At 61.5% G+C, this 12,487-nt stretch carries 6 protein-coding genes; all 6 read left to right on the top strand.

Going from position 1 to position 12,487, the window contains the following annotated elements:
* Nucleotides 1-57: 57 nt before the first annotated feature.
* The 6 genes from HBO23_RS13400 to HBO23_RS13375 all read left to right on the top strand — a co-directional run bounded on the left by HBO23_RS13400 (nucleotide 58) and on the right by HBO23_RS13375 (nucleotide 12,413).
* Nucleotides 58-1,362, top strand: coding sequence for an MdtA/MuxA family multidrug efflux RND transporter periplasmic adaptor subunit (locus HBO23_RS13400; RefSeq protein WP_170038429.1), 1,305 nt, complete (start codon nucleotides 58-60; stop codon nucleotides 1,360-1,362).
* The gene (locus tag HBO23_RS13395; protein ID WP_017135060.1) at nucleotides 1,359-4,460 is read left to right on the top strand and encodes an MdtB/MuxB family multidrug efflux RND transporter permease subunit; all 3,102 of its coding nucleotides are present in this window, start codon (nucleotides 1,359-1,361) and stop codon (nucleotides 4,458-4,460) included. Before HBO23_RS13400 ends, HBO23_RS13395 begins: the two co-directional genes overlap by 4 nt.
* Nucleotides 4,457-7,564, top strand: coding sequence for an efflux RND transporter permease subunit (locus HBO23_RS13390; protein WP_099548270.1), 3,108 nt, complete (start codon nucleotides 4,457-4,459; stop codon nucleotides 7,562-7,564). Before HBO23_RS13395 ends, HBO23_RS13390 begins: the two co-directional genes overlap by 4 nt.
* A gap of 122 nt (nucleotides 7,565-7,686) precedes the next feature.
* Nucleotides 7,687-9,099 (top strand): efflux transporter outer membrane subunit, encoded by a 1,413-nt coding sequence (locus HBO23_RS13385; RefSeq protein ID WP_050547726.1) that lies wholly within the window; start codon nucleotides 7,687-7,689, stop codon nucleotides 9,097-9,099.
* A 416-nt stretch (nucleotides 9,100-9,515) separates the two neighbouring features.
* Nucleotides 9,516-11,612, top strand: a complete 2,097-nt coding sequence (locus HBO23_RS13380) for an EAL domain-containing protein (RefSeq protein WP_170038427.1) — start codon at nucleotides 9,516-9,518, stop codon at nucleotides 11,610-11,612.
* Between the two features lie 54 nt (nucleotides 11,613-11,666).
* Nucleotides 11,667-12,413 carry an SDR family oxidoreductase gene (locus HBO23_RS13375; RefSeq protein ID WP_017135063.1) on the top strand — a complete coding sequence of 249 codons (747 nt, stop codon included), beginning with the start codon at nucleotides 11,667-11,669 and terminating at the stop codon, nucleotides 12,411-12,413.
* The last annotated feature ends 74 nt before the right edge of the window (nucleotides 12,414-12,487 follow it).

Here is a 12,487-nt window from a genome sequence, read left to right as displayed (position 1 = left end):
CTTAATGCGCCCCAGTGCTTATCTTTCAGCCTCCCAAAGAAGAAGCTCTCGCGCCCAATGGTTGATCACTCCATGCAATCCTCCCCCCGCAATTCCCGCCGCTGGCTGTTCGGCCTGCTCGTGCTGTTGGTTATCGCCGGCCTGTGCTGGAAATTCTGGCCCGCAGGCCATACAGATGCCAGCGCGCAGAAACCGGCCGGGCATACCGGCAAGACGGGGATGGCGCGCCCAGGTTTCGGGGGTTCCACCGGCCCGATCCCGGTGCGCGTGGCGCCAGCGGTACTGGGCGAGTTCCCGGTGTACTACAAGGCCTTGGGCACGGTGACCGCGCTCAACACCATTAATGTACGCAGCCGGGTGGGCGGTGAGCTGGTCAAGATCGCGTTTGAAGAGGGTCAGATGGTCAAGGCAGGCGACCTGCTCGCGGAGATCGACCCGCGTAGCTACCAGAACGCCTTGCTCCAGGCCCAAGGCACGCTCTTGCAGAACCAGGCCCAACTGAAAAACGCCCAGGTTGACGTGCAACGTTACCGTGACCTGTATGCCCAGGACAGTATCGCCAAACAGACCCTGGACACCGCCGAAGCCCTGGTCATGCAGTACCAAGGCACGGTCAAGACCAACCAGGGCGCGGTAGACGACGCCAAGCTTAACCTCGAATTCACCAGGATCCGCGCGCCGATCAGCGGCCGCGTCGGCCTGCGTCAGGTTGACGTCGGCAACCTGGTGGCGGCCAATGACACCACCTTTCTGGCGGTGATCACCCAGACCCAGCCGATCAGCGTGGTCTTCACCCTGCCGGAAAACACCCTCGACACTGTGCTCACCCGTTACCACGCCGGCAACAAGCTGCCCGTGGAAGCCTGGGACCGTGGAGATGTGAAGCAGCAGGCGCTCGGCGTGCTGCAGAGCCTGGACAACCAGATCGACGTGACCACCGGCACGCTCAAATTCAAGGGCCGTTTCGATAACAAGGACCAGGCGCTGTTCCCCAACCAGTTCGTCAATGTGCACCTGCTGGCCGACACCTTGCACAACGTGGTGCTGGCACCGTCCGCCGCGATCCAGTTCGGCAACAGCGGCACCTTCGTCTACAAGCTCGATGGCGACAAGAAGGTCAAGATGCAACCCTTGGTGGTCGGCGATACCGACGGCGACAACACCGTCATCAAGGAAGGCCTGGTGGCCGGTGATCGCGTGGTGCTGGAAGGCACCGACCGCCTCAAGGACGGCAGCGACATTGAAGTGGTCAACGCCAGCAGCGAAGTGCCGACCACGCCGACCGAACACCTGCAAGGCAAGCCTGCGGCAAAAGGGGAGACCGGCGCTAACGCCGGCAAGGCGCAAAAGGTCGGTTCATGAACCTGTCGCGACTGTTTATCCTTCGCCCGGTTGCCACCACGCTGAGCATGCTGGCCATTGTCCTGGCCGGCATCATTTCTTACCGTTTGTTGCCAGTCTCGGCCTTGCCCCAGGTGGATTACCCGACGATCCGGGTGATGACCCTGTACCCCGGCGCCAGCCCGGACGTGATGACCAGCGCGGTCACTGCGCCGCTGGAGCGTCAGTTCGGGCAAATGCCCGGCCTCACCCAGATGGCGTCCACCAGTTCGGGCGGCGCCTCGGTGCTGACCCTGCGCTTTAACCTCGACATCAATATGGATGTCGCCGAGCAACAGGTGCAGGCCGCGATCAACGCCGCGACCAACCTGTTGCCCAAGGATTTGCCGGCGCCGCCGGTGTACAACAAGGTCAACCCGGCAGACACCCCGGTGCTGACCCTGGCAATTACCTCCAAGACCATGCTGCTGCCCAAGCTCAACGACTTGGTTGACACGCGCATGGCGCAAAAAATTGCACAGATCAGCGGCGTCGGCATGGTCAGCATCGCCGGTGGCCAGCGCCAGGCCGTGCGCATCAAGGTCAACCCCGAGGCCCTGGCGGCCAACGGCTTGAACCTGTCGGACGTGCGCACCCTGATCGCCGCCTCCAACGTCAACCAGCCCAAGGGTAACTTTGACGGCCCCACACGGGTATCGATGCTCGATGCCAACGACCAGTTGGTCTCGCCCGAGCAATACGCCGAACTCATATTGGCCTACAACAATGGCGCGCCGCTGCGCCTCAAAGACGTGGCACAGATCGTCGACGGCGCCGAAAACGAGCGCCTCGCTGCCTGGGCCAATGAAAACCAGGCCGTGCTGCTCAACATCCAGCGCCAGCCCGGCGCCAACGTGATCGAGGTAGTGGACCGTATCAAGGCGCTGCTGCCGAGCATCACCGATAACCTGCCGGCGGGCCTGGATGTGACGGTGCTTACCGACCGTACCCAGACCATTCGGGCCTCGGTGAAAGACGTACAGCACGAATTGCTGATCGCCATTGCCCTGGTGGTGATGGTGACGTTCCTGTTCCTGCGCCGGGTCAGTGCCACGATCATTCCGTCGATCGCCGTGCCGCTGTCGCTGGTGGGCACCTTTGGCGTGATGTACCTGGCAGGCTTCTCCATCAACAACCTGACGCTGATGGCCCTGACCATCGCCACCGGGTTTGTGGTGGACGATGCCATCGTGATGCTGGAGAACATCTCGCGCTACATCGAGGAAGGCGAGACGCCCATGGCGGCGGCGCTCAAGGGCGCCAAGCAAATCGGGTTCACCCTGATTTCCCTGACCCTGTCGCTGATCGCGGTACTCATTCCGCTGCTGTTCATGGCCGATGTGGTCGGGCGGCTGTTCCGCGAATTTGCCATCACCCTGGCGGTGGCGATCCTGATTTCCCTGGTGGTGTCCCTGACCCTGACGCCGATGATGTGCGCGCGCTTGCTCAAGCGCGAACCCAAGGAAGAAGAACAAGGTCGTTTCTACAAGGCCAGCGGCGCCTGGATCGATTGGTTGATCGAAGCCTACGGGCGCAAATTGCAGTGGGTGCTCAAGCACCAGCCGCTGACCCTGCTGGTGGCCATCGCCACCTTGGGCCTAACCGTGGTGCTGTACCTGGTGGTGCCCAAGGGCTTTTTCCCGGTACAGGATACCGGGGTGATCCAGGGCATATCGGAAGCACCGCAGTCGATTTCGTTTGCCGCCATGAGCCAGCGCCAGCAGGAATTGGCCAAGGTGATCCTGGCCGACCCATCGGTTGAAAGCCTGTCGTCCTATATCGGTGTGGATGGTGATAACGCCACTCTCAATAGCGGCCGTTTGCTGATCAACCTCAAGGCCCACGGCCTGCGCGACGTGAGCGCGGCCCAGGTCATCACGCGCCTGCAACCGCAGATCGACAAGCTGGTGGGCATTCGCCTGTTCATGCAGCCGGTGCAGGACCTGACCATTGAAGACCGCGTGAGCCGCACCCAGTACCAGTTCAGCATGTCCTCGCCGGACGCCGACCTGCTGGCGCTGTGGAGCGACAAGCTGGTGCACGCCTTGCGCCAGTTGCCGGAACTCACCGATGTGGCCAGCGACCTGCAGGACAAGGGCCTGCAAGTGTTCCTGGTGATCGACCGTGACGCCGCCTCGCGGCTGGGCGTGAGTGTGTCAACCATCACCGACGCACTCTATGACGCCTTCGGCCAGCGGCAGATTTCCACCATCTACACCCAGGCCAGCCAGTACCGTGTGGTATTGCAGGCCCAGTCCGGTGAAACCCTGGGGCCGGCGGCACTCAACCAGATCCATGTGAAAACCACCGACGGCGGCCAGGTGCGGTTGTCGAGCCTGGCGCATGTGGAGCAGCGTCAGGCGCAACTGGCAATCGCGCATATCGGCCAATTCCCGGCGGTGATGATGTCGTTCAACCTGGCCCCTGGCGTCGCGCTGGGCAAAGGCGTGGAGCTGATCAACCAGACCCAGAAGGACATCGGCATGCCGGTGGGCGTGCAGACCCAGTTCCAGGGCGCGGCCCAGGCGTTCGAAGCCTCGCTGTCGAGCACTTTGCTGCTGATCCTGGCGGCGGTGGTGACCATGTACATCGTGCTCGGCGTGTTGTATGAGAGTTACATTCACCCGATCACGATTCTCTCCACGTTGCCATCCGCCGCAGTCGGCGCCTTGCTCGCGTTGCTGCTCAGTGGCAATGACCTGGGCATGATCGCGATCATCGGCATTATCCTGCTGATCGGTATCGTCAAAAAGAACGCGATAATGATGATCGACTTTGCCCTCGACGCCGAACGCAACCAGGGTCTGGACCCGCAAACGGCAATTTATCAGGCGGCGTTGCTGCGTTTTCGGCCGATTTTGATGACCACCCTGGCCGCCTTGTTTGGTGCGGTGCCATTGATGCTGGCCACGGGTTCCGGCGCGGAGTTGCGCCAACCGCTGGGCCTGGTGATGGTCGGCGGCCTGCTGGTGAGCCAGGTGCTGACGCTGTTCACTACGCCGGTGATCTACCTGTATTTCGACCGCCTGGGCCGTCGCTGGCGCAAAGAGCCACAAAGCCTGGAGCCGGCTGAGTCATGAACCTGTCCGGACCTTTCATTCGCCGGCCAGTAGCCACCATGCTGCTGAGCCTGGCGATTATGTTGCTCGGTGGCGTGAGCTTCAACTTGCTGCCGGTGTCGCCGTTGCCGCAGATCGACTTCCCGGTGATCGTGGTGTCGGCCAGTTTGCCCGGCGCCAGCCCCGAGGTCATGGCGTCTACCGTGGCGACGCCGCTGGAACGCTCATTCGGCGCGATTGCCGGCATCACCACCATGAGCAGTTCGTCGAGCCAGGGCTCTACGCGGGTGATTCTGGCATTCGACTCCGACCGTGATATCAACGGTGCGGCGCGGGAAGTGCAGGCGGCCATCAATGCATCGCGCAACCTGCTGCCCAGTGGCATGCGCAGCATGCCGACCTACAAGAAGATCAACCCGTCCCAGGCACCGATCATGGTGTTGTCACTGACCTCCGACGTGTTGCAAAAGGGCGAACTGTACGACCTGGCCTCCACCATTCTTTCGCAAAGCCTGTCCCAGGTGCCGGGGGTAGGCGAAGTGCAGATCGGTGGCAGCTCCTTGCCGGCAGTGCGCATCGAGTTGGAACCCAAGGCCCTGGACCAATATGGCGTGGCCCTGGACGATGTGCGCAATACCATCGCCAATGCCAACCAGCGGCGGCCCAAGGGCTCCCTGGAAGACAGCGAGCGTAACTGGCAGATCCAGGCCAATGACCAGCTGGAAAAGGCCAAGGACTACGAGCCGCTGCTGATCCGCTACCAGAACGGCGCGGCCTTGCGCCTGGGGGATGTCGCCAAGATCAGCGATGGCGTGGAAGACCGCTACAACAGCGGCTTCTTCAACAATGATTCGGCGGTGCTGCTGGTCATCAACCGCCAGTCCGGCGCCAACATTATCGAGACCGTCCGGCAGATCAAGGCCCAGTTGCCGGCGTTGCAGGCGGTGCTGCCGTCCAGCGTCAAGCTCAACCTGGCCATGGACCGTTCGCCGGTGATCACCGCGACCCTGCATGAAGCCGAGATGACCCTGCTGATTGCCGTGGCCCTGGTGGTGCTGGTGGTGTACCTGTTCCTGGGTAACTTCCGCGCTTCGTTGATCCCGACCCTGGCGGTGCCGGTGTCGCTGGTCGGCACCTTTGCGGTGATGTACCTGTTTGGTTTTTCGTTGAACAATTTTTCGCTGATGGCGTTGATCCTGGCCACCGGCCTGGTGGTGGACGACGCCATCGTGGTGCTGGAAAACATTTCCCGGCATATCGACGACGGCGTGCCGCCGATGAAGGCGGCGTACCTGGGCGCCCAGGAAGTGGGCTTTACCTTGCTGTCGATGAACGTGTCGTTGGTGGCGGTGTTCCTGTCCATCCTGTTTATGGGCGGCATCGTCACCAACCTGTTCCGTGAGTTTTCCATCACCTTGTCGGCGGCGATCATAGTGTCGCTGATCGTCTCGCTGACCTTGACCCCGATGCTCTGCGCGCGCTGGCTCAAACCGCACGTCAAAGGGCACATGACCGGTTTGCAGCGCTGGAGCCAGAAGGTCAACGACCGCATGGTTGCAGCCTACGCCACCAGCCTGGACTGGGTGCTGCGCCATCGCCGCCTGACCCTGCTGAGCCTGTTGATCACCGTGGGCGTGAACATCGCGCTGTACGTGGTGGTGCCGAAAACCTTCATGCCGCAGCAGGACACCGGGCAGTTGATCGGTTTTGTGCGCGGCGATGATGGGCTGTCGTTCAATGTGATGCAGCCAAAAATGGAAACCTTCCGCAAGGCGGTCCTCAAAGACCCGGCGGTGCTCAGCGTGGCCGGCTTTATCGGTGGCAACAATGGCACTAACAATGCGGTGATGCTGGTGCGCCTCAAGCCGATTGCCGAACGCAAGCTCTCGGCCCAGGCAGTGATCGAGCGTCTGCGCAAGGAAGTGCCGCTGGTGCCGGGCGGACGGCTGTTCCTGATGGCCGACCAGGACCTGCAATTTGGTGGCAGCCGTGACCAGACCAGCGCCCAATACTCCTACATCCTGCAAAGCGGCGACCTGGCTGCGTTGCGCTTGTGGTACCCGAAAGTGGTCGCTGCCATGCGCGAGCTACCGGAGCTGACCGCCATCGACGCCCGCGAAGGTCGCGGTGCGGCGCAGGTGACGCTGGTGGTCGACCGCGACCAGGCCAAGCGCCTGGGCATCGACATGAGCATGGTCACCTCGGTGTTGAACAACGCCTACAGTCAGCGGCAGATTTCTACTATCTATGACAGCCTCAACCAGTATCAGGTGGTGATGGAGGTCAACCCGAAATACGCCCAGGACCCGATCACCTTGAACCAGATGCAGGTGATCACCTCCACGGGCGCGCGGGTGCCGTTGTCGACCATTGCCCATTACGAAAACAGCCTGGCCGACGACCGTGTCAGCCATGAAGGCCAGTTTGCCTCGGAAAATATTGCCTTCGACATGTCGCCCGGCGTAACGGTGGAGCAGGGCACGGCCGCTATCGAGCGGGCGATTGCCAAGGTCGGTTTGCCCGAAGACGTGATCGCCAAGATGGCCGGCACCGCCGATGCGTTTGCGGCGACCCAGAAGGGCCAGCCGTTCATGATTCTTGGCGCGCTGGTGGCGGTGTACCTGGTGTTGGGCATTCTGTATGAAAGCTATATTCACCCGCTGACCATCCTGTCGACCTTGCCGTCGGCCGGTGTCGGCGCGCTGCTGTCGATCTACCTGCTGGGCGGTGAATTCAGCCTGATATCCTTGCTCGGTCTGTTCCTGCTGATCGGCGTGGTGAAGAAGAATGCGATCCTGATGATTGACCTGGCGCTGCAGCTGGAGCGCCACGATGGCATGAGCCCGTTGGAGTCGATCCGCAGCGCCTGCCTGTTGCGCCTGCGGCCGATTTTGATGACCACGCTCGCCGCCATCCTCGGCGCCTTGCCGTTGCTGCTCGGTTCCGGCGATGGCGCCGAAATGCGCCAGCCGCTGGGCCTGACCATTATCGGTGGGCTGGTGTTCAGCCAGATCCTGACTCTTTACACCACTCCGGTGGTTTACCTTTATCTTGACCGCGCGCGCCATCGCTTCAACGCCTGGCGTGGCGTGCGTACCGATGCTGCCTTGGATACTGCGCTATGACCGATTCAACGAATGCCCAGACACTGTGGCGAGGGAGCTTGCTCCCGCTGGGCTGCGCAGCGGCCCCAGATAGTCGACCTCGCCACGCCACACGTATCGGCAAGGGTGTGAAGGGGGTAACGATGCTGTTGTGCGGCGCCTTGCTCAGTGCCTGCGCCATCGGCCCGGATTACAAGCGCCCGGAGGTGGTCGAACCCGCGCAGTTCAAGGAAGCCCAGGGCTGGCGCCAGGCCAACCCAAGCGATTCCCTGGCCCGTGGCGCCTGGTGGGAGTTGTACGGTGACCGTCAACTTAACGAGCTGGTCACGCGCCTTAACAATTCCAACCAAACCGTGGCCCAGGCCGAAGCGCGCTTTCGCCAGGCCCAGGCCCAGGTGCGCAGCGCACGCGGGGCGTTTTTCCCAACGGTGGACTTCAGTGCCGGTAAAACCCGTGCCAGTCAGGGCACCGGCAGCAGTAACGCCAGCCTCAGCAGTTCCAGCAGTGGTATTCGTGACACGCTCAATACCCAGTTGGGCGTGAGTTGGGAGGCCGATGTGTGGGGCAAGTTGCGCCGTGGTCTTGAAGCGAATGAGGCGACGGCTGAGGCCAGTTCCGCGGATCTGGCGGCGATGCGTTTGAGCCAGCAGTCGGAGTTGGTGCAGGACTATCTGCAACTGCGCGTGATGGACGAGCAGACACGTTTGCTGCAGGCCACGCTGGAGACTTATCAGCGCTCCCTGAAGATGACTGAAAACCAGTACCGGGCGGGGGTTTCCGACAAAGCCGCGATTGCTCAGGCACAGACCCAACTGAAGACGACCCAGGCCAGTTTGATCGACTTGATCTGGCAGCGTGCGCAGTTGGAAAACGCCATCGCAGTGTTGATCGGCGAAGCGCCGGCCAACTTCAATCTGGCGGTGAGCAAAGACATACCTGCCTTGCCGCAGATTCCGCTGAGTGTGCCATCGCAATTGCTTGAGCGGCGCCCGGACATTGCGTCGGCGGAGCGCTCAGTGATTGCGGCCAACGCGAATATCGGTGTGGCCAAGGCGGCTTATTACCCGGACCTGACCTTGAGCCTGGCGGGCGGGTATTCCAGCAGCACCTATGCTGATTGGATCAGTTTGCCGAACCGGTTCTGGTCGGTGGGGCCCAAGCTTGCGATGACCTTGTTTGACGGTGGGCAGCGTTCGGCTGAGGTTGATCGTAGTGTGGCGTCTTATGACGAGACGGTGGCCAAGTACCGCCAGACCGTACTGGATGGTTTCCGCGAAGTGGAAAACTATATGGTGCAGTTGAAGGTGCTGGAAGATGAGGCGGTGGTCAGCAATGAAGCCCTGGAGGCCGCGCGCGAGTCCCTGCGCTTGACGCAGAATCAGTACAAGGCCGGGTTGATCGCCTACCTGGATGTGGTGACGGTGCAGGCCACTGCGTTGAGCAATGAGCGCACGGTCTTGACCCTGTTGCAGACGCGGTTGGTGGCAAGTGTGCAGTTGATTGCGGCGTTGGGTGGCGGCTGGGACGGGCAGACGTCTTTGGCTGAGAAGCAGTGACTGAGTAGCTATTAAAAACAACTCAAGCACCTTCCCAATCAAGGCTGGGCACTGTCACTGTGGCGAGGGAGCTTGCTCCCGCTGGGCTGCGCAACAGCCCCATAACACTTGCGGGCGCTGCGTACCCGAGCGGGAGCAAGCACCCTCGCCACAACAGCCCGCACTTGTTACTCCTCGGCACATTGCTGATCAAAATCCGCCCGCGCCTGTTCAATCGCCCACGGCCTGATTTTCAAGCAGATGATCCTGCTCAGCGGGCTGAAGCAGGTGGCATTTCAAGGTCAGTAGATTGGCGTCAAAATGCCACTAATGGCCCCGTGATAATTAATCAAACCGACAATAATTATTCTCGCTACAATCGCCGGCTTTGCCACTTGGCACGGGCGTTTTCAGGCCCGTCAGTCTTGAGAAGTCCCATGCTGATCGGTAGTTATTCCCCCTCTCTGGTCGTCATCTCCCTGTGCGTCGCGATCCTGGCGTCCTATACCGCGCTGGACTTGGCCGGCCGTATTGCGACCGCCAGGGGCCGCGCAGCGTACATGTGGATGACCGGCGGGGCATTGGCCATGGGCGTGGGCGTTTGGTCCATGCACTTTATCGGCATGCTGGCGTTGCGCCTGCCCTTTGCCCTCGGGTTTGACCTGGGTATCACCGCGCTGTCGTTATTGATCGCCGTGTTATCCAGTGGCTTTGCACTGTGGCTGGTCAGCCAGCCACGTCTGCCGGCTTGGCAGTTGGCATTTGGCGCGTTGGTGATGGGGGCTGGTATTGCCTGCATGCACTACACCGGCATGGCCGCGATGCGCATGACCCCGGGCATCGATTACGACCCCGCCCTGTTTGGCGCCTCATTGTTGATCGCCGTGCTGGCGTCCGGCGCGGCCTTGTGGATCGCTTTCAACTTGCGGCGCAACACGCCTTACGTACGCCTGGCGCGGGGGGGCGCCGCGGTGGTGATGGGCATTGCGATCGTCGGTATGCACTACACCGGCATGGCTGCCGCGCGTTTTGATGACAACAGTTTCTGCGGCGCCGCGCTGACGGGCCTGAGTGGCAAGGGCCTGGATAACCTGGTGCTGGTCACTTCGCTGGCGGTCTTGATCATCGCGTTATTGACCTCATTGCTCGACGCCCGGCTTGAAGCCCGCACCGCCGTGCTCGCAGACTCACTGACCCTGGCCAACCAGGAACTCACCCATCTGGCCCTGCATGACATGCTCACCGGGCTGCCTAATCGCACCTTGCTCGCCGACCGCATTCAACAAGCCATACAGGCGGTCAGGGAGCAGGGTGGTTGTTTTGCGTTGATGTTTATCGACCTGGACGGTTTCAAGCCGGTCAATGATGCATTTGGCCACCACATGGGTGACCAATTACTGCGCGAGGTGGGTTTGCGTCTGCGTGAGGACCTGCGCAGCCAGGACACCCTGGCGCGCATCGGTGGCGATGAGTTTGTGCTGCTGGTGCAGTTGACCCAGCCGGACGACGCCATGGGCTTGGCCGAGCGCCAGGTTGGCTTGATCAACCGTACGTTCAAGGTAGCCGAGCATGAACTGAAGATCTCCGCGAGCATCGGCATTGCCATGTTCCCCGGTAACGGCGTTAACCCTCAGGAACTGCTGATGAACGCTGATGCCGCCATGTACCACGCCAAGGGCATGGGCAAGAACGGTTACAGCTTCTTTGATGTGTCGATGAACACCAATGCGCGCAAACAGCTGCAGTTGTTGCAGGACCTGCGCAACGCCGTTGAGCACCAACAGTTCCGCCTGTACTACCAGCCCAAGTTCGACGCGCTCAGCGGTATTGCGGTCGGCGCCGAAGCTTTGTTGCGTTGGGAGCACCCGCAACAGGGGCTGTTGTTGCCGGCGATGTTCATCGAGCTGGCGGAAAAAACCGGGTTGATTATTCCCATCGGCGAGTGGGTGCTCAACGAGGCTTGCCGCCAGATGGCTGTCTGGTACGCGCAGGGTTATGAAGACTGGCGCATTGCAGTCAACCTGTCGGCGTTGCAGTTCTGCCATGCAGGGTTGGTTAAAAGTGTCGCGCAGGCGCTGGAGCGTCACCGCTTGCCGGCCAACAGCCTGACCCTGGAAATCACCGAAACCACTGCCATGAGCGATGCCGATGCGAGCATGACGGTGCTGCAGCAACTGTCGGACATGGGCGTGGACCTGTCCATAGACGACTTCGGCACCGGTTATTCGAGCCTGATGTACCTCAAACGGTTGCCCGCCAACGAGCTGAAGATCGACCGCGGGTTTGTGCGCGACCTTGAACACGACAGCGACGACGCCGCCATCGTCTCGGCCATTGTCGCCCTCGGCCAGGCGCTAGGGCTGCGCATTGTCGCCGAAGGCGTGGAGACCGATGTGCAGCAAAGTTTCCTCACCCGGCTGGGGTGCAACGCGCTGCAAGGCTACTTGCTGGGCCACCCATTGCCGGCCGAGGGGTTCATGGCCGATATCCAGCGCGCCGAAGACGCCTTGGCGCCTGACAAAAGCCATGGATGACGGGTATTCTTGGATCCAACCTTAAACCGTTGGTTTATTCAGGAGACCGCACGCATGGACAAAGTCGTCATTATCACTGGAGGCAGCCGTGGTATCGGCGCTGAGACGGCCTTGCTGGCTGCACGCCAGGGCTACCGCATTTGCATCAACTACCAGTCTGATGAGGCAGCGGCCCAGCGTGTACTGGACCAGGTGCGCGCCTTGGGTGCACAGGCCATTGCGGTGCGGGCCGATGTCAGCATCGAGGATGAAGTGATCGCATTGTTCAATCGTGTTGATGCCGAGCTTGGGCGCGTGACGGCCCTGGTCAACAACGCCGGCACCGTGGGGCATAAGTCGCGGGTCGATGAAATGTCCGAGTTCCGCATCCTCAAAATCATGAAGACCAATGTGCTGGGGCCGATCCTGTGTGCCAAGCAAGCGGTGCTGCGCATGTCGCCCAGGCATGGCGGGCAGGGCGGCAGCATCGTCAACGTGTCGTCGGTAGCCGCGCGCCTGGGTTCGCCGGGCGAATATGTCGACTATGCCGCGTCCAAGGGCGCGCTGGACACCTTCACCATCGGCCTGTCCAAAGAGGTGGCGGGTGAAGGGATCCGTGTCAACGCGGTGCGCCCTGGCTACATCTTTACCGACTTCCATGCCCTGAGCGGCGACCCGGACCGAGTCAGCAAGCTGGAGTCCGGCATCCCCATGGCCCGTGGCGGGCGCCCGGATGAAGTGGCGGAGGCGATTATCTGGTTGTTGTCGGACAAGGCTTCGTATACCACTGGCACTTTTCTGGATTTGGGCGGTGGCCGTTGAGTCTTTAGCGCCAGTCAAGGCGCCATCGCGGGCAAGCCCGGCTCCCACAGTGGAACGCATTTCACTGTGGGAGC

It is taken from the genome of Pseudomonas sp. WS 5532, from assembly GCF_012985445.1.
GTDB lineage: Bacteria > Pseudomonadota > Gammaproteobacteria > Pseudomonadales > Pseudomonadaceae > Aquipseudomonas > Aquipseudomonas edaphica.
This window is presented reverse-complemented; position numbering and strand designations above follow the sequence as displayed.

What these genes read in the sequence shown, in the direction of transcription:
- HBO23_RS13400 (WP_170038429.1), top strand. Translation starts at nt 58, where the DNA reads ATGGTTGATCACTCCATGCAATCCTCCCCCCGCAATTCCCGCCGCTGG.
- HBO23_RS13395 (WP_017135060.1), top strand. Translation starts at nt 1,359, where the DNA reads ATGAACCTGTCGCGACTGTTTATCCTTCGCCCGGTTGCCACCACGCTG.
- HBO23_RS13390 (WP_099548270.1), top strand. Translation starts at nt 4,457, where the DNA reads ATGAACCTGTCCGGACCTTTCATTCGCCGGCCAGTAGCCACCATGCTG.
- HBO23_RS13385 (WP_050547726.1), top strand. Translation starts at nt 7,687, where the DNA reads ATGCTGTTGTGCGGCGCCTTGCTCAGTGCCTGCGCCATCGGCCCGGAT.
- HBO23_RS13380 (WP_170038427.1), top strand. Translation starts at nt 9,516, where the DNA reads ATGCTGATCGGTAGTTATTCCCCCTCTCTGGTCGTCATCTCCCTGTGC.
- HBO23_RS13375 (WP_017135063.1), top strand. Translation starts at nt 11,667, where the DNA reads ATGGACAAAGTCGTCATTATCACTGGAGGCAGCCGTGGTATCGGCGCT.